The sequence below is a fragment of the Desulfolithobacter dissulfuricans genome (assembly GCF_025998535.1).
Classification (GTDB): Bacteria; Desulfobacterota; Desulfobulbia; order Desulfobulbales; family Desulfobulbaceae; genus Desulfolithobacter; species Desulfolithobacter dissulfuricans.
The window spans coordinates 3,370,123-3,386,532 of sequence record NZ_AP024233.1; the positions used below are offsets into that span (position 1 = coordinate 3,370,123).

A 16,410-nucleotide genomic window follows, 5' to 3' on the forward strand; every position below is an offset into this window, starting at 1 on the left:
CACGTCAACCTTTCTCCTGTCCTTATCTCCCTGGTTCGATTATTATCTCCTGAATAATGTCCAAACCGGACCGAACCCACATTGAAGTAGCACGTCCCTTATACATGCCCACAGATAAAAAACAGATAGGCCGCCGCTTTGCCCGGGCTGCGGCCACCTATGACAGCCAGGCCCACATCCAGTACCGGGTGGCGGACCGCTTGCTCGACCTGGTCGAGGAATCCGGCTGTACCCGGCCCCAGGATGTGCTGGAAATAGGCTGCTGCACAGGACTGCTCTCCCGGAGGCTGGCCGCCCGGTTCCCCTCCATCCAGACCCTGTACTGCAACGACCTGGTGGATTTTTCCGTCACCATCCGAGAAAAGCTTGGCGGGCACGCCCTCTCTCCTGTGTTTCTTCCCGGGGATATCGAAACCATTGACCTGCCCGCCCACTTCGACCTGATTATCTCCTCGTCCACCTTCCACTGGCTCCATGACCTGCCGACCCTGCTGGCCAAACTGCGCAACCACCTGCAGCCGGGCGGTTTTCTCGCCTTTTCCATGTATGGGCCGGAAAATCTGCGCGAGGTGCGGGAGATAAGCGGTATCGGCCTGGAGTACCCGGACCTGGCGACGGTGGAAGATATGCTGGCCGACCACTACCGACTTCTGCACTCCAGTCAGCACCTGGAGGAATTCTTTTTCCCCGACCCCATGGCCATACTTCAGCACCTGCGCCAGACCGGGGTCAACAGCGTGCGCTCCACCCGCTGGAGCAAGGGCAGGCTGCAGCGGTTTATCGAGGCCTACCGCCAGCGGTTCAGTGGGGACCAGGGGCTTTCCCTGACCTATCATCCGATGTACCTGGTGGCCCGGTTGTGCTGACCTCCTCCCCGGATGGTTGCGGCTGGAAACGGCTGAGAAGCGGAGTGACGGTCAAACCCTGGACCAGGATGGAAAAGGCCATTATCACGTAAGTGACCGGGATCAGGATGTCACGTTCCGGGCCCGCTGGCAGGGCCAGGGCCAGGGCCACCGAGATGCCGCCGCGCAGCCCGGCCCAGGTGAGAATCACCACGGTTCCCCGGCCGAAAGAACGGAAGCGAGCCAGGATCCGCACCACTCCGCCCACGGAAAGAAAACGGGCCAGAAGAACAAAGGGGATCAGGAGAAACCCGGCCCCGAGTGCCCAGAGATCATGGGGCAGGAGCAGGATCTCAAGGCCGATGAGGACAAAGAGCACCGCGTTTAAAATCTCGTCCACCAACTCCCAGAAGGTGTCGAGATGACGCCGGGTCATGGGCGACATGCCCAGGTGCCGGCCGTGGTTGCCCACCAGCAGCCCGGCCACCACAATGGCCAGCGGCGCCGAGACGTGCAGGAGTTCGGCCAGCCGGTAGCCACCCATGACCAGGGACAGGGTGAGAAGAATTTCCACCTGGTAGTTGTCCACCCGCTTGAGAAGCTGGTAGCAGAGCAGGCCCAGCCCGGCCCCGAGCAGGATACCGCCCCCGGCCTCCAGGCCAAACAGCACCCCCACCTCCTGCCAGTGCATCTGCCCGCCATTTGCCAGGGTGGCCAGCAGGGCCAGGAAGATGACCACCCCCATGCCGTCATTGAACAGCGACTCCCCGGCAATGGTGGTTTCCAGCTCTTTTGGTGCCCCGGCCTGTTTCATGATCCCCAGTACCGCGATGGGATCGGTGGGTGAGATCAGGGCCCCGAAGAGCAGGCAGTAGAGAAAATCGACCTCCAGACCGAGAAACCGGAGGATGGCCCAGGCAAAACCGCCGACCAGCAGAGTAGAGGCCAGGACTCCGGCCGTGGCCAGGCCCGAGATGATCCATCCCCGGGAGAGCAGGTCATCGAAGTTCACATGCAGCGCTCCGGCAAAGAGCAGGAAGCCGAGCATGCCGTGCATGAGGGTGTCGTAGAAGTCAAGCCGGCCCAGCAGGTGCTGCACCTGCGCTTCCAGGGGCAGAATCCCGGCCCGACCCAGGGTCAGGAGGACCAGGGAGACCGCCAGGGACATGGCCATCAGACCTATGGTCCGGGGCAAACGGAGGTAGCGGGCATTGACATAGGCAAAAATTGCTGCCAAAGTAACCAGGATGACCAGAATATCGTATAAGCCCATGGCGACGCTGCTCCAGAAAGCGTTTTTTTGAGTTCCACAGAAGTTCAGCCCCAGGACAGGGTCGCATCGCTATGCATCGTCAACAGCCTGGCCTGGATGGTAATCACAAAACGTTTTCCGTGATGAACCTGCCCTCTCGATAACACAGATAACGGATTATGGCCAAGATAGCTGTCTGCGCAATAGATACCGATATCGGCAAATCAGTGGTGACCGGCCTGCTGGCCAGGTTTCTCAAAACAGGTGGTGCCACCGTGACCACCATGAAACCGGTCCAGACCGGCTGTCTCGGCAAGCCGGAGGACATTCTCATGCACCGGCGGATCATGGAGTCCGACTGGGACCAGTGGGACGAACAGGGGCTGACCTGCCCCTACTGCTTTCCCTTTCCCGGCTCCCCCCATCTCGCCGCCCGGCTGGCGGATACAGCCATTGACCCGCAACGGCTTGACCGGGCCATGGAAGAGCTCCAGGCCCACCACCGGTGGCTGGTGGTGGAAGGCGCCGGCGGCCTGCTGGTGCCGCTTGGCGAAGAACTGACCTGGCTGGAGTATCTCCGCGGGCGCCGGATCCCGGTGATCCTGGTCACCTCGCCCCGGCTGGGCTCCATCAACCATACCCAGCTCAGCCTGGAGGCCATCAGGGCCCGCGGTGTCCACCTGGCCGGCCTGGTCTACAACCTCCATGGCGACCACCCCAAAGAGATCGTCCTGGATTCCCTGCGGGTCTTCCGCCGGGCGCTTGGCCAATACGGTTTTCCCGAGAAGGTGATTCTCCTGCCAGATACCCGGGAGAGCCAGTCCACCAACTGGGGGCCCCTGCTGGAAGATATCGAAGGAGAGGGGTGACCTGAGAGGCAGTTCAGGAACCCTGTTGCTGCTCTTTCCGGCCCCACTGTTCGTAGAAGACCAGCTCGTCCAGGTTGAGACGGGGCAGCCAGCCGGCCTGCTCCAGCTCCGGGCGCTCTGGAAAATGGCTGACAAAGCCGATGCAGAGATAGGCGATCACCACCACTTCATCGGGCAGGTCGAAGATCTCGCGCAGTTCCCGTTCCTGGATGATGGAGACCCAGCCCACCCCAGCCCCTCGGCCCGGGCGGCCAGCCACAGGTTCTGGACCGCGCAGACCGTGGAGTAGACATCCATTTCCGGCTGGACAGTGCGGCCGATCACCACCGGGCCTGTACGCGAACGGTCACAGGTTACCAGCAGGTTTATCGGCGCCTCGCGGATCCCTTCCAGCTTGAAGGTCCGGTATTTTTCCCGCCGTTGCTCGTCAAACATGGCTGCCGACTGCTCATTTGCACGTTTGAATGCCTGATGTACTTTATCCTTTGTGGACCGGTCCCGGATCACCAGAAAATTCCATGGCTGCATAAAACCCACCGAAGGCGCATGGTGTGCGGCCCGGAGTACCTTTTCCAGGAGTACATCGGGTACCGGTGTGTCGATAAACTGGGCCCTGATATCCCGGCGCTGGAAAATAGCCCGGTATACGCCCTCTTTGTGCTTTTCTGAAAATTCGTGTTTATTCATACAGTTACCATGATTCAAACAATATTAATGTAACAGAGCCTGTCACCCCGAAGAACAATCAGATGAAGGAACGAAGAAAAAGAAAATTCAAGTTCCTCGTGCTCCGAAAGAAAGCTGGTATTTGGCGAACCATTCCCTCTGGTTACATAAACAACATTCCATAGAATTCCCAAAAAATAAAATTCTTGTTTTGTCCGGAAAAAGGTGTTAATATTAATTATCAATAACGCTATATCCTGGAGAAAAACCATGTGCCTTGAAATACGAAAAACATGCAAATGCGGTAAGAAAAACGTACAGTTTCACATGCGTGATAACGTGATGAGCCAGGAAGTCCTGGTCGAACTCTACTGCCCGGAATGCGCCACAGGTGTGGAACTGAACCCGGAAACCATGCTCTCAGATAACGGCTGGGTCATTGAATACGATATGGAACTGGCCACTTTTTTAGCGGTCACCAAGCTGCAGGTTGATCCGGACCTGGTCCGACCAGGATACCTGTTTGACGAAGGGTTGGCCACCTGGCTGGAAATGTATCCCGGTGAACAGCAGGACATTCTGGCAGAGCGCCAGAATATCATGGACATGCTCAAGGACAACCCCAGGAAATACCTCGAAACGATTAACTCCTGGAATATTGCCCGGGTCGAACAGCTCAAGGCTGACGGCTGGCGCAAAGCCCAGGCTGCCTGATTTTCTTTTTCTCTCTCTCTTTCTTCTTCCTCCTTGTTCTCTCCCTCTCCGGCTGCGCCCTCGGCGCAGCCATTTTTTTTGCTTTCTTCCACTGTTTTTTTGTCAGACAAATACTCGTAGTGGTAGTATTTAAAAAAACAGTCTATTGCCCTGATTCTTTGCTGCAACGTACGTCGACATCATACGGCAATACTTCCGACACAAATACGGTCCGCGCCGGAGAAACGAATGGAACACCAGCAGGACGAAACCTTTATTGCCCGCTGTATCAGCGAAACCCTGGATGGTCTGAGTGACGGCATGTCGCATTTTTCCGGGCCCAGCCGGACAGCTGTAATATACTGCATCTCCAAGGACAGCGAGATGATGATCTGCGATCCGCAGAATCTGCTCCAGGAACATAAACCAAAGCTTAACGCACTGTTTGTACAGGATGACTCCTGGCGCGCCACGGTTCCGTGGGAACCGGACCGGACAAAATTCAGCCAGATTCATCCTCTGGAAGATCCGGAACTGACCGGACTGATCTCCTATGGCGGCCGTTCCAGTTCGGTATTTTACCAGATGTGGTTTACCGAGCATCATCCGGACCTCTGCTCCACCGGCCCGACCCAGCGCTGGCTTGAGCATGCGGTGTGGCGCTTTTCCCACGACATGGCCAACGACAAGGAACTGTACACCGGCATTTCAGGCGCCTTCCTGCGTGAATATGCGGTTCATGCAGTGCACGACCACATTGTCGATGAGATGAATATCCATCTCGGCTGGGATTCTCAGGTGCGGATTTATCCGGTACTGGATGCTGTTCTGGGGATCTCCCGAACGCGTGAGGAAGGGGACTGGCCGGTGGGAGAGCTGGTCATCATTGATCCGCAGCTCCTGGAAAAAATTCGCTTTGTCGCCAGGTTTATCAAAGATGAACAACCGCAGCTCGAAAACTTCAAACACGTGCGCAAGCTGCTCCTGACCGTCGAAGGATCGGATTACAAACTGGTTTCAGACGGAAAATCCATCCTGGGGATATGCGAAGACATCATGCCTCGTTTTTTTATCTGCGCTGATTTTCGAGGAAGACACGGTTTTCTGAAGATAAACCGGGACAAGATATGCAGCTTTTCGGAAGGCCATTTCAGCTCGACAACCCATCGGGCCAAACTGGTCCAGGTGGAAGAAGCCCTGCTGGAATCATCTCTTCCTCCGCAGGCCAGAAACAATATTTTCCGGATTGTTACCAGCCTGGCGCACCACGCCCAGCAAAAAAAGCATGGCTGCACCCTGGTGATTGACCTGAATCCCGACCCTGTAACCATTTCAGGCCAGTCGCTCGATCCGCCTCTTGACCTGCGGCAGCCGCATCTTCTGGCGCTGAGCAAGGCCCTGGCCAGGGTGGATGGTGCCCTGCACATAGGGGCGGATCAGCATCTTCACGGTTTCGCCTGCCTGCTGGATGGCCGGACCATTCCGGGAGAGGATCGCGCCCGGGGCGCACGCTACAACTCGGCCCTGCGTTTTACGGCAGAGCATAACAATATTATTGTGGTGGTGGTTTCTTCAGACCGACCGGTCTCCATCATCCAGGATGGCGTGGAAATCAGCGGCATCTGCCACTGGAGACCGGAAAATCGCTGCATTTTTGCCACAGAACCGCTGAACCTGTGGTGCAGCAGGTATTAGAGAGTGTCCATCCGAAAATACCATTTCTGGATGGGCACTAGCCCGCATATTTCACAAGCGATCTACTGCAAGGCCTGAAAACACCTCGCCTGCTGCGTCACAGCTTCAAAAAGAGTCCTCGAAATATTTCAATATGTCTGCGGCTCTTTTTGAAGCTGTTCCTTTCATCCCCGGCGTTTTCAGGCCTTTCGCCACGATCATTGTGAAATATGCGGGCTAGAGAATCTGCTCCAGAAATTTCCGGGTCCGTTTGTGCTCAGGATTCTCGAAAAAACGGTCCGGCGGCGCCATCTCCACAATCTTTCCCTCGTCCATGAACACCACCTTATCCGCCACCTCGCGGGCAAAACCCATCTCGTGGGTTACCACCACCATGGTCATGCCCTCCCTGGCCAGATTGATCATGACATCAAGCACCTCACCGATCATCTCGGGATCAAGAGCCGAGGTCGGTTCGTCAAAAAGCATGATCTTTGGCTCCATGGCAAGGGCCCGGGCGATGGCCACCCGCTGCTGCTGGCCGCCGGAGAGCTGCACCGGATACCAATCCGCCTTCTCCCGGATACCGACCTTGTCCAGCAGCTTGAGCCCCAGCTCTTCCGCCTGAGATTTGGGCATTTTCTTCAACTTGATGGGTGCCAGGGTCAGATTTTCCAGCACGGTCATGTGGCGGAACAGGTTGAAACTCTGGAAGACCATGCCCAGTTCCATCCGGATGCGGTTGATATCCTGGGACGGATCGTAGAGGTTGCGGCCATCGACGATGATGGTACCGGAATCAATGGTCTCCAACCGGTTGATGGCCCGCAGCAGGGTGGATTTGCCAGAGCCGGACGGCCCCAGGACCACCACCCGCTCGCCCACGGATACATCGAGGCTCACATCATCGAGGGCCTTGAAGGTACCAAAGGTCTTGTTGATGTTCTTGATCTGGATGATCGGTTCAGCGGCGTTCATAATGACTGAGACGGTGCTCCATGTTGGAAATCAGCTTGGACAGAACCAGGGTGATCAGGAGATAGATCAGGGCGATCATGGTATAGGTTTCAAAATAGTTGAAACTCTCGGAAGCGTACTCCCGACCCCGACGCAGGATATCGGACACAGCGAGAATGGAAACCAGAGAGGTATCCTTCAACAGAGCGATAAACTCGTTGCCCACCGGAGGCAGGATGGTCCGCCAGGCCTGGGGCAGAATGACATAGGTCATGGTCTGGCGCTGGTTGAAGCCCAGGGAAAGCGAGGCCTCGGTCTGCCCGAAGTCGATGGACTTGATCCCGGCCCGGAAGACCTCGCCCATGTAGGCGCCATAACAGACCGACATGGCGATCACGGCGGCGACGATATCGGGTACCCGGACAAAACGGCCCAGGGCGAAATAGATGTAGAACAGCTGCACCAGCAGCGGTACCCCGCGGATCACCTCCACGTAGAGCGAAGCCATCAGGTTGATAAACCGGTTCTTGGATATCCGGCCCAGGCCCGTGAGCAGGCCGATGACCATGGCCAGGGAGATGGACATGATGGTCACCTTGAAGGTCACCAGGATGCCGTCAGGGATGAAACGCAGGATGTCGGCGTACGGATCCGGCTTGACCATGGGGAGGATGACGATCAGCCCGATGGTACCGACAAAGGCTATCCACCAGGCGGACAACAATCCCCTGTCTTCCGGCTTGGGAATCGCTGCGCCGTCACCGATTTCAATGACTGTGGGTTCTTGTTCTGCCATTTCAAAAGCTACTGGTTTCCAGGTCCGAAAGCGACGGAGCCCGGGATTATGAAACGAAATGGCCGGACCTCACGGCCCGGCCAGGAAACTGCTCGGCAACCAGATATTACTGGCCGATCCACTTCTTCTTGAGTTCCTCGTCAATACCCTTGGCCTTGACGGCGCGGATACCCTTGTTGATCAGATCCAGCACCTTCTTGTTGCCTTTGCGTACGGCGATACCGTAATTCTCCACCGTGCCGGTCTCGATAACCGAGGCGATCTTGAGGGTGTCCTTGTACTTGATCATGGCGTAGTTGGCCGCCACCGGATCGTCACAGACCACGGCGTCGATACGGCCGACATTGAGATCTTCCATGGCCAGGCCGATCTCATCGTAGGACTTGGGAACCACGCCCTTGGCCGCCTTGATGGCGAAATAACCGGTGGTCCCGATCTGACCGCCGACCTTCTTGCCCTTGAGATCGGCAAGACTCTTGACCGGCTCGTCCTTGCGGACGATCAGGGCCTGGCGAACGGTGAAATAGGGCTCGCTGAAATCCATGGCCTTTTTGCGCTCCTCGGTGATGGAGACCGAGGAACAGATGGCATCGTACTTGCCTGCAGCCAGCCCGGCGAAGATACCATCCCAGGCGGTGTTCTTGAAGACCGGCTTGAATCCGGCTTCCTTGCCGGCTGCGGTCATGTAATCGATGGAATAGCCGACAAGCTCTTTGTCGCTGTTGATGAATTCCATGGGGGGCCAGGTGGCATCGGTGGCAAAAACAATGGTGGTCTCGGCCCAGGCCGATCCGTACATGACAGCCAGCGTCACAAGGGCAAAAACAGCGCGTTTCAACATGGTTTCCTCCTGAAATATGAGTAACAACTGAAAACAACCAGAAACTTCCTCTACCACTCTCCGCCAATCCAGGCAATAAAAACTGACCCTGCAGCCTGATCTTTTTCCCTGGTTGAAAAAAACCACCTGATCGGCGCAAACCTTTCCTGCCCAGTGTGGAACCCGGCCAAAAAACCAGATCTTCAGGCAGGAGAGAGCCCGTTACCGAATATTTGAAAAATTCAAAGAATTCCGGGCAGCCAAGCGCGGTGTTCCAGTCCCGGGATCCCCTTGATTTTTCTTGACGGTCGCTCGGGCAAACAGGTACTATGACGCTGTTTCAAACGACAGTTCTCCCATTCCCGCATACAAGGAGGTACCATGATGCACCCCTTTCGGATTATCCCGGCTGTTCTGCTGGGCCTGCTGCTGATGGTGGCCGGTGGTTGCAGCAAGAAAACCATCATGCCTTACCCGACGGGTAACGGTGCCGGTGCCCCGGAGGCCAAGTCCATCGACTATCCTGCCGGCCAGGAGGCCGGAACCATCACCGAGGAAGATATGGCCGCACCCCAGGTTGATACCCTGGACACCACCACGGCCGCCGGTAAATCCCTGGGTGGTTTTGCCATCAGCGGTGATCAGAACAGCGAGGAGTACAAGAAACTCCATGGCCGCTCCTCGCCGCAGATGCAGCCCATTTATTTCAATTTCGACCAGGCGACCATCCGGGCCGACCAGATTCCGCGGCTGGAGGCCAATGCCGCCTACCTGAAGAACAATCCCGGAGTCAAGGTGGTGATCGAGGGGAACTGCGATGAGCGGGGCACCAACGAGTACAACCTGGCCCTGGGAGAACGGCGGGCCCTGAACGCCAAGAAATACCTGGTGGTTCTGGGGGTTGAGCCGCAGCGGATCCGGACGGTGAGTTACGGCGAGGAACGGCCCCTGTTCACCGGGGACGACGAGTTCTCCTGGTCCCAGAACCGGCGAGATGATTTTATCCTTGAGTAACTGATAGACTTTTCATCTCCTTTCTGTAAAGGGAGAAGGCAGCGCGACTGCCTTCTCCCTTTTTTTAGTTTGCCCGGCATGGCGGGCAAACCCAGCCTGTGTTAAGCAGGCGTCACCCTGACCAGGGGGAAGACAATCCGAATCGTAAGGGCGTTGCTGGTAACGGCAGGGTCTGAAGGAAGCGATAGGAAGTGAGCGGCACATAGCGCAAGCGAACCTGATTCGGCGTATCAGGAGGGTAAGCGTCCTAAATAGCGCGAAGCCCGATACCTGGTCAGTCCTGATACGTGATTGAGGATGTGGTCGCTCACAGGGAGTTCGCCTTAACCGGGGAAGCCTTGCACTGTTTCCGCATTAAGCGGAAAAAGAGAAGCACAAGGAGAAATCCAAGGCGGATCGAAGCGGTGTGAGGTGGCAGATGATTCCGTAGTAGTGATGAAATTCCGGCCTGTGAAGCCTGGTAACAGTGTGGAGGATAAAACCGGGATGACCCAACGGCCTGGTTCGTTGGGGGCAGTTATGAGCCAAAAGCCATATCTGTTGCGAAGGGATGAAGTTTATTTGAAGGTTTTCCGGAATCTATGGACACCTGGCAGACTGAACACAAGCCGTCCGACGGGACGGGGCACGCTATCGGCGGTATGCCGTGACAGGTCCTCTGCCGATTTTGGCCGTTCATCGGAGTAGATGGGAGTGTTGATCGTATATTGCCCATGAGGATAGAAAGCGGTCGCGCCCATTGAAGAACCGAAGTCTCCACGTGGAAATAGAGGAAGGGAAACGCAGGACAGGAGCATGGTTGACGTCTGGTACAGCCTATATGATCGAATGCTGAGCCGGGAGAACCTGGTCAAGGCATTCTACAAGGTGAAATCCTCGAAAGGAGCTGCCGGTATAGACGGCCAGTCCATCGATGATTTTGCCGGATCACTTGCGACCAATATCGATCATCTCCTGACGGAACTGCAGGACAAGAGCTACCAGCCGCTGGCCGTGCGACGGGTGGAGATCCCGAAGCCGAACGGCGGGAAACGGCTACTCGGCATACCTGCAGTCCGTGACCGTGTGGTACAGCAGGCCCTGCTGGATATACTTCAACCAATATTTGACCGCGATTTCCATCCGTCGAGCTACGGCTACCGTCCTGGTCGGAGTTGTCACCAGGCAATCAGCAAAGCCACGATGTTCATCCGGACGTACGAGCGGAAATGGGTAGTGGACATGGATCTGTCGAAATGCTTCGACACGTTGAACCATGACCTGATCCTTGCCTCGTTCCGTCGCCGGGTCAGCGATGGAAGTATTCTTGGTCTGCTGGAGAAGTTTTTGAAAAGCGGTGTTCTGACAGGAGATGGTTGGCAGGCCAGCGAGGTCGGCAGTCCGCAGGGCGGAGTTATCAGCCCGTTGATTGCCAACGTATACCTTGATTCCTTCGATCAGTTTATGAAGAATCGTGGCCACCGCATCGTCCGCTATGCGGACGACATCCTGATCCTGTGCCAGTCAAAGAGCGCAGCCGAAAATGCACTGAACCAGGCCAGTCGTTATCTTGAAGAAGAACTGCTGTTGACCGTCAACCAGGAAAAGACCCATATAAGCCACAGCCTCAAAGGGATTAAATTTCTTGGAGTTTGTATCCACTCCGTGATGACCCGAATACAGCGAGGCAAGGTGAGGGCCTTCAAGGCAAAGGTCAAGGCGATGACCCGGCGTAACTCCCCGGTGAACCTTGAGAAGGTGATAGCCGACCTCAACCGGTTGCTGAGGGGTTTTGCCAACTACTTTCGGATAGCGAACTGCAAGGGTGAGTTTTCTCGGCTGATGAGGTGGATCAGAAGACGGCTGCGTGCTGTTCAGTTGAAGCTGTGGAAAAAGCCGTGCAGGCTACACCGCAGACTGAGACAGCTGGGCTATAGAGGAGAGTTCAAAAGTATCAAGATGAACTCCTGGGCCAATGCAGCAAGTCCACTGAGCCATTATGCCCTTCCCAACAGCTGCCTGCATGGGGAAATGGGGCTCTTTGACCTCGCATCTGTACAGACCGGAATTTCTGTTTCAGTATGAAGGAAAAATAAACAGGAGCCGTATACGAGGCCCGTACGTACGGTTCTGTGAGAGGGATGAGGCAAGCTTAATTACCTTGCCTCACCCTACTCGATTGCTGTTTTTACATAGAGATAAAACATAAAGGAAAAAAGTTATCATTTTTCGTTGACACAATAATAGTTATCAACTACATTCCCTGTTAAGAATAATAACCATGAAAAACAGACTATGAAAAAACAGCTGCGCATGACCCATCAGCGGGAAGTGATTCTCGATGAGCTGAGAAAATGCAAAACACATCCCACGGCCGATGAGCTGTACGAACGGGTCAAGAAAAAGCTGCCCCGGATCAGCCTGGCAACGGTGTACCGGAACCTGGAGGTTCTCTCCGGTGAAGGACTGATCCGCAAGCTGGAGATCAGCGGCAGACAGAAACGATACGACTGGGAACTCCAGGAGCATGACCATATCTACTGCATCCAGTGCCACCGGGTCGAGAATATCGATCTGAAACGGGACCGGGGCTTTGAGGTCCTGCCCGAAAATGCCAAGGGGTATTCGGTGGAGGGATGCAGGGTTGAATTTTTCGGACTCTGTCCGAAATGCAGACAAACCAACAAGATGCAAAAGAAAGGAGAAACGACTATGGGTTGCAAGACATGTGGAACCGGAACCTTGAGTGACAAACAGCGGGAGGTGCTTGAGGCGCTTTCAAAGTGCAATGAGCCATGCGGCAGCAAGGATATCGCCGCTTCAACCAGCCTGGAACCCAAACAGGTCAGCTGCCAGATCACGGCACTGAAGAAAAAAGGCTATGTGGCAAGTCCTGCTCGCTGCAAATACGAAATCACCGAAGAAGGTAAAAAAGCACTCGCATAACGGAGGAAAGACCATGGGATCCCTCAAGGGAACACGTACGGAAAAAAATATTCTCACCGCATTTGCCGGCGAATCACAGGCCCGCAACCGCTACTCCTTCTACGCCAAGCAGGCCAAGAAGGAAGGATATGAGCAGATTGCCGCCATCTTTGATCGCACCGCCGAACAGGAGCGGGCCCACGCCAAGGCCCTTTTCAAGATGCTCGAAGGCGGCGAAGTGGAAGTAACCGCGGCCTTTCCCGCCGGGGTCATCGGCACCACCCTGGAAAACCTGGAAGCCGCGGCAGCCGGTGAGGAGCACGAGTTCGAGGAGATGTATCCGGAATTCGCCAAGGTTGCCGAGGAAGAGGGCTTTTCCGAGATCGCCTGTGTTTTCCGGGCCATTGCCACCTCCGAGAAACAGCATGCCAAACAGTACCGGGACTTTATCGACAACCTCAAGTCTGGCAAGGTATTCAAGCGCGAAGATACCGTTGTCTGGTACTGCCGCAAATGCGGATACATCCACGAGGGTACCGAGCCACCGAAGAAATGCCCGGCCTGTGCCCATCCGCAAAGCTATTATGAGCTGCTGGGTGAAAACTGGTAACACTCTTTTGTCCCAGCCACTATAATATCGCTATGGGGCCGGAGATCCACTCCGGTCCCATGGCGGATTCCGTCAGGAACAACTCGAAACCTGAGTCCATCATCCAAACCAGCATGGCTGGAACACGAAGCATCTTTTCCAGCCAGACTATAAAACCGGGTACCAGGGAAACAGGCCACACCACCATACCAGTGGTTGCCATACCTGAACCGTTCAAAATAACAATACAAACATATCGAGGAGATATCCAATGAGCACACTTGTTACCAAACAGGCCCCTGATTTTACCGCTGTCGCCGTTATGGGTGACAACTCTTTCAAGGAAGACTTTACCCTTTCCGACTACCGCGGCAAGTACGTCATCCTCTTCTTCTACCCCCTGGACTTCACCTTTGTCTGCCCGTCCGAGATCATCGCCTTTGACAAGGAACTGGACAAGTTCAAGGCCCTGAACTGCGAAGTGATCGGCGTCTCCATCGACTCCCAGTTCAGCCACTGGGCATGGAAAAACACCCCGGTCGAGCAGGGTGGTATCGGTCAGATCCAGTATCCGCTGGTGGCTGATCTCGACAAGTCCATCTCCCGCCGCTACGGCGTGCTGCTCGATGCCGGTGTAGCCCTGCGCGGTACCTTCCTGATCGACCGGGAAGGCGTTGTCCGCCACTGTGTCATCAACGACCTGCCGCTGGGCCGTAGCGTGGAGGAGGCCCTGCGGATGGTCAAGGCCCTGCAGTTCCATGAGGAGCACGGTGATGTCTGTCCGGCCAACTGGAAGGAGGGCGAAGAGGCCATGAAGCCCACCGCCGAGGGCGTGGCCGAATACCTGGCCAAGCATTCCAAATAGGGAACCAACGCAAGTTCACGGAAACAACCCCACAGACTCACCCAGCTCCGTGTCGGTTCTTTCCATCCACGGTGCGGGAACCCGTGTTTCCGCACCGTTCAAGCCAAAATGCAAGAGGTATCACCATGACGAAGAAAAACGAGGTCTACAAATGCGCCCTTTGTGGTAATATTGTAGAAGTTCTGCATGCGGGTGCCGGTGAGCTGGTCTGCTGCGGCCAGCCCATGGACCTGGTAAGCGAGAACACCGTCGACGCGGCCCAGGAAAAGCATGTGCCGGTGGTTGAAAAAACCGATAACGGCTACAAGGTCACTGTCGGATCCGTGGCCCATCCCATGGATGAAAAACACTGGATCGAGTGGATCGAGCTGGTGGCCGACTCCATTGTGTACCGCCAGGCGCTCGTCCCGGGCGATGCACCGGAAGCCTCTTTCTGCGTGGACGCGACCGAGGTCTCTGCCCGCGCCTACTGTAACCTGCACGGACTGTGGAAAGGCTGAGCAACCATCGCCCTGGACCGGTTTCGGCCAGGGCGGTCAGGTAAACACCATATAGGAGGCATTGCTGTGAAGAAATACAGATGCGTTATCTGCGGTTATGAATATGATCCCGAAGCTGGAGATCCGGCAAATGGTGTGGAGCCGGGAACCAGTTTCGAGGATATTCCCGATGACTGGACCTGCCCGGTATGCGGGGCAGGCAAGGACGACTTCGAAGAGGTCTGATCGAAAGCCCACCGGGGCCCCGGGCCTTGCCAGGCCCGGGGCTTCCGTCCCCTGTAAGTCTTCCCTGGAGACCTGACCGGCTTCCAGAGGACGGAAGCTCCCAAAAATATCCCTTCACCAGAATCCACAGGAACACCCCATGCAAAAGAAAACCATAATCTTTGCCTTCCGCGGCGATCCCATGTGCTTTGTCCACGTCCTGCTCAACGGCCTGGATCTGGCGTCCAGAGGAATGGAAGGAAAAATCATCGTCGAGGGCGACGCGGTCAAACTGATCCCGGAGATGGCCGATACGAAACATTTTCTGCACCAGCTCTACACCCGGGCCCTGGAGGCAGACCTGATCGTCGGCGCCTGCCGGGCCTGTTCCACCAAGCTGGGGGTAGCCGAAGCCATCGAGGCCCTCGACGTCGAGCTGATCGGCGAGATGTCCGGCCACCCGGCCATGTCAAAATATATGGAACAGGGCTACACCATTGTTACTTTTTAAAAATATTTGAGGAGGATCCAACAGTGCAAGCGGTCGAAATTGTAAAAAATATTTACTGGGTTGGAGCCATCGACTGGATTACGCGTGACTTTCATGGCTATTCCACCTATCGGGGGACAACCTATAACGCCTTTTTGATCATCGATGAAAAGATCACCCTCATCGATACGGTCAAGGCAGAATACCGGAGCGAGCTGATGCACCGCATCCGCAGCATCATCGATCCGAAAAAAATTGATTACATGGTGGTGAACCATGTGGAAATGGATCACTCAGGCTCTCTGCCGGAGGTGGTCAGGGAAATCAATCCGGAAAAGGTCATCTGTTCAAAGATGGGACACAAGGCTCTGCTCCAGCATTTCCACCAGGAAGACTGGCCCTACCACGTGGTCACCCCGGGCGAGGAGCTGAGCCTGGGCGAGCGGACCCTCTCCTTCCTGGAAACCAGAATGCTCCACTGGCCCGACTCCATGTTCACCTATGTCAAGGAAGAGGAGCTGCTCTTCTCCAGCGATGCTTTCGGCCAGCATCTGGCCACCAGCGAACGGTTTGACGACGAGGTCAACCAGGATGTGCTCATGCACGAATGCGCCAAGTACTATGCCAACATCCTGACCCTCTACTCGCCGCTGGTCAAGAAGCTCCTGGCCAAGGTGGCCGAGATGAACCCGCCCATCAAGATGATCGCCCCGGATCATGGCGTGATCTGGCGGGGCAACCCGGGCAAGGTACTGGATGCCTATTCCAAGTGGTGTGTGCACGAGGGTCAGGGCAACGCCCTGATCATCTACGATACCATGTGGCATTCCACCGAGAAAATGGCCAAGGCCATTGCCGGCGGCCTGCTGGAAGAGGGTATCAGCTACAAACTGCTCGACCTCCAGGTCAATCACCGCAGTGACGTGATGACCGAGGTCCTTAACGCCAGTGCCATCATCCTGGGTTGCCCGACCCTGAACAACGGCATGCTGCCGCGGATGGCCGGTTTTCTCATGTACATGCGCGGCCTGCGCCCCACCAACAAGATCGGGGCCGCCTTTGGTTCCTATGGCTGGTCAGGGGAAGCGGTCAAGCTGATGAACCAGGCCATGAAGGAGATGAAGTTCACCATCTGTCACGAAGGACTCAGGGTGCAATATGTGCCCGAGCACGACAACCTCAGGGAATGCGCCGAACTCGGTCGCCACGTGGGCCGGACCCTCAAGGATTTCATGGCCGGCAAGGAAGTGGAATCGGTTATCTGATTATCCA

Annotated in this window: 19 protein-coding genes; 13 read left to right on the forward strand and 6 right to left on the reverse strand. The window is 56.0% G+C overall.

Annotated elements, in window-relative coordinates; all coding sequences use genetic code 11:
- Positions 1 to 104: 104 nt before the first annotated feature.
- Positions 105 to 866, forward strand: coding sequence for a malonyl-ACP O-methyltransferase BioC (gene bioC / locus GF1_RS15050; RefSeq protein WP_267927372.1), 762 nt, complete (start codon positions 105 to 107; stop codon positions 864 to 866).
- Here bioC and GF1_RS15055 read toward each other — a convergent pair.
- Entirely contained in the window at positions 802 to 2,118 is a 1,317-nt protein-coding gene (locus GF1_RS15055) for a cation:proton antiporter (protein ID WP_267927373.1), read from the reverse strand. The two genes, bioC and GF1_RS15055, sit on opposite strands and share 65 nt — an antisense overlap.
- Before the next feature lie 158 nt (positions 2,119 to 2,276).
- Between GF1_RS15055 and bioD the strand changes: the two genes are divergently transcribed.
- Positions 2,277 to 2,966 (forward strand): dethiobiotin synthase, encoded by a 690-nt coding sequence (gene bioD / locus GF1_RS15060; protein WP_267927374.1) that lies wholly within the window; start codon positions 2,277 to 2,279, stop codon positions 2,964 to 2,966.
- Between the two features lie 13 nt (positions 2,967 to 2,979).
- On the opposite strand, the gene GF1_RS15065 is transcribed toward bioD, so the two are convergent.
- Positions 2,980 to 3,195 carry a nitroreductase family protein gene (locus tag GF1_RS15065; protein ID WP_267927375.1) on the reverse strand — a complete coding sequence of 72 codons (216 nt, stop codon included), beginning with the start codon at positions 3,193 to 3,195 and terminating at the stop codon, positions 2,980 to 2,982.
- Positions 3,123 to 3,653, reverse strand: coding sequence for a 5,6-dimethylbenzimidazole synthase (gene bluB, locus GF1_RS15070; protein WP_267927376.1), 531 nt, complete (start codon positions 3,651 to 3,653; stop codon positions 3,123 to 3,125). The genes GF1_RS15065 and bluB overlap by 73 nt, the downstream gene beginning before the upstream one ends.
- 306 nt (positions 3,654 to 3,959) lie before the next feature.
- Here bluB and GF1_RS15075 point away from each other — a divergent pair, with 306 nt between their 5' ends.
- Positions 3,960 to 4,346, forward strand: coding sequence for a hypothetical protein (locus tag GF1_RS15075; RefSeq protein ID WP_267927377.1), 387 nt, complete (start codon positions 3,960 to 3,962; stop codon positions 4,344 to 4,346).
- A 228-nt stretch (positions 4,347 to 4,574) separates the two neighbouring features.
- A complete protein-coding gene (locus GF1_RS15080) occupies positions 4,575 to 6,020 on the forward strand; it encodes a DNA integrity scanning protein DisA nucleotide-binding domain protein (RefSeq protein WP_267927378.1) in 1,446 nt (481 codons plus the stop codon).
- 216 nt (positions 6,021 to 6,236) lie between these two features.
- Here GF1_RS15080 and GF1_RS15085 read toward each other — a convergent pair whose 3' ends face one another.
- The 3 genes from GF1_RS15085 to GF1_RS15095 form a co-directional block, all read right to left on the reverse strand.
- Complete coding sequence (locus tag GF1_RS15085) at positions 6,237 to 6,977, reverse strand: amino acid ABC transporter ATP-binding protein (protein ID WP_326491567.1); 741 nt, start codon at positions 6,975 to 6,977, stop codon at positions 6,237 to 6,239.
- A complete protein-coding gene (locus tag GF1_RS15090; protein WP_267927379.1) occupies positions 6,964 to 7,752 on the reverse strand; it encodes an amino acid ABC transporter permease in 789 nt (262 codons plus the stop codon). Before GF1_RS15090 ends, GF1_RS15085 begins: the two co-directional genes overlap by 14 nt.
- 106 nt (positions 7,753 to 7,858) lie before the next feature.
- Positions 7,859 to 8,593 (reverse strand): basic amino acid ABC transporter substrate-binding protein, encoded by a 735-nt coding sequence (locus GF1_RS15095; protein ID WP_267927380.1) that lies wholly within the window; start codon positions 8,591 to 8,593, stop codon positions 7,859 to 7,861.
- Positions 8,594 to 8,953: 360 nt separating this feature from the next.
- Between GF1_RS15095 and pal the strand changes: the two genes are divergently transcribed.
- From pal to GF1_RS15140, 9 genes are all read left to right on the forward strand, one after another.
- Positions 8,954 to 9,586 carry a peptidoglycan-associated lipoprotein Pal gene (pal, locus tag GF1_RS15100; RefSeq protein ID WP_267927381.1) on the forward strand — a complete coding sequence of 211 codons (633 nt, stop codon included), beginning with the start codon at positions 8,954 to 8,956 and terminating at the stop codon, positions 9,584 to 9,586.
- A 795-nt stretch (positions 9,587 to 10,381) separates the two neighbouring features.
- Positions 10,382 to 11,650 (forward strand): group II intron reverse transcriptase/maturase, encoded by a 1,269-nt coding sequence (gene ltrA, locus GF1_RS15105; protein ID WP_267926063.1) that lies wholly within the window; start codon positions 10,382 to 10,384, stop codon positions 11,648 to 11,650.
- Positions 11,651 to 11,860: 210 nt separating this feature from the next.
- Positions 11,861 to 12,511, forward strand: coding sequence for a transcriptional repressor (locus tag GF1_RS15110; protein ID WP_267927382.1), 651 nt, complete (start codon positions 11,861 to 11,863; stop codon positions 12,509 to 12,511).
- Between the two features lie 13 nt (positions 12,512 to 12,524).
- Entirely contained in the window at positions 12,525 to 13,100 is a 576-nt protein-coding gene (gene rbr, locus GF1_RS15115; RefSeq protein ID WP_267927383.1) for a rubrerythrin, read from the forward strand.
- A gap of 250 nt (positions 13,101 to 13,350) precedes the next feature.
- The gene (locus GF1_RS15120) at positions 13,351 to 13,944 is read left to right on the forward strand and encodes a peroxiredoxin (protein ID WP_267927385.1); all 594 of its coding nucleotides are present in this window, start codon (positions 13,351 to 13,353) and stop codon (positions 13,942 to 13,944) included.
- A gap of 125 nt (positions 13,945 to 14,069) precedes the next feature.
- A complete protein-coding gene (locus tag GF1_RS15125) occupies positions 14,070 to 14,444 on the forward strand; it encodes a desulfoferrodoxin (protein WP_267927386.1) in 375 nt (124 codons plus the stop codon).
- Between the two features lie 66 nt (positions 14,445 to 14,510).
- Positions 14,511 to 14,669 (forward strand): rubredoxin, encoded by a 159-nt coding sequence (rd, locus tag GF1_RS15130; RefSeq protein WP_267927387.1) that lies wholly within the window; start codon positions 14,511 to 14,513, stop codon positions 14,667 to 14,669.
- Positions 14,670 to 14,808: 139 nt separating this feature from the next.
- Positions 14,809 to 15,159 carry a cytoplasmic protein gene (locus GF1_RS15135; RefSeq protein ID WP_267927388.1) on the forward strand — a complete coding sequence of 117 codons (351 nt, stop codon included), beginning with the start codon at positions 14,809 to 14,811 and terminating at the stop codon, positions 15,157 to 15,159.
- Positions 15,160 to 15,182: 23 nt separating this feature from the next.
- Positions 15,183 to 16,403, forward strand: coding sequence for an FprA family A-type flavoprotein (locus tag GF1_RS15140; protein ID WP_267927389.1), 1,221 nt, complete (start codon positions 15,183 to 15,185; stop codon positions 16,401 to 16,403).
- Positions 16,404 to 16,410: the final 7 nt, after the last annotated feature.

Excerpts from the sequence above, each read along its gene's own strand:
- bioC (WP_267927372.1), top strand. The coding sequence starts at position 105 with ATGCCCACAGATAAAAAACAGATAGGCCGCCGCTTTGCCCGGGCTGCG.
- GF1_RS15055 (WP_267927373.1), bottom strand. The coding sequence starts at position 2,118 with ATGGGCTTATACGATATTCTGGTCATCCTGGTTACTTTGGCAGCAATT.
- bioD (WP_267927374.1), top strand. The coding sequence starts at position 2,277 with ATGGCCAAGATAGCTGTCTGCGCAATAGATACCGATATCGGCAAATCA.
- bluB (WP_267927376.1), bottom strand. The coding sequence starts at position 3,653 with ATGAATAAACACGAATTTTCAGAAAAGCACAAAGAGGGCGTATACCGG.
- GF1_RS15075 (WP_267927377.1), top strand. The coding sequence starts at position 3,960 with ATGCGTGATAACGTGATGAGCCAGGAAGTCCTGGTCGAACTCTACTGC.
- GF1_RS15080 (WP_267927378.1), top strand. The coding sequence starts at position 4,575 with ATGGAACACCAGCAGGACGAAACCTTTATTGCCCGCTGTATCAGCGAA.
- GF1_RS15085 (WP_326491567.1), bottom strand. The coding sequence starts at position 6,977 with ATGAACGCCGCTGAACCGATCATCCAGATCAAGAACATCAACAAGACC.
- GF1_RS15090 (WP_267927379.1), bottom strand. The coding sequence starts at position 7,752 with ATGGCAGAACAAGAACCCACAGTCATTGAAATCGGTGACGGCGCAGCG.
- GF1_RS15095 (WP_267927380.1), bottom strand. The coding sequence starts at position 8,593 with ATGTTGAAACGCGCTGTTTTTGCCCTTGTGACGCTGGCTGTCATGTAC.
- pal (WP_267927381.1), top strand. The coding sequence starts at position 8,954 with ATGATGCACCCCTTTCGGATTATCCCGGCTGTTCTGCTGGGCCTGCTG.
- ltrA (WP_267926063.1), top strand. The coding sequence starts at position 10,382 with ATGGTTGACGTCTGGTACAGCCTATATGATCGAATGCTGAGCCGGGAG.
- GF1_RS15110 (WP_267927382.1), top strand. The coding sequence starts at position 11,861 with ATGAAAAAACAGCTGCGCATGACCCATCAGCGGGAAGTGATTCTCGAT.
- rbr (WP_267927383.1), top strand. The coding sequence starts at position 12,525 with ATGGGATCCCTCAAGGGAACACGTACGGAAAAAAATATTCTCACCGCA.
- GF1_RS15120 (WP_267927385.1), top strand. The coding sequence starts at position 13,351 with ATGAGCACACTTGTTACCAAACAGGCCCCTGATTTTACCGCTGTCGCC.
- GF1_RS15125 (WP_267927386.1), top strand. The coding sequence starts at position 14,070 with ATGACGAAGAAAAACGAGGTCTACAAATGCGCCCTTTGTGGTAATATT.
- GF1_RS15135 (WP_267927388.1), top strand. The coding sequence starts at position 14,809 with ATGCAAAAGAAAACCATAATCTTTGCCTTCCGCGGCGATCCCATGTGC.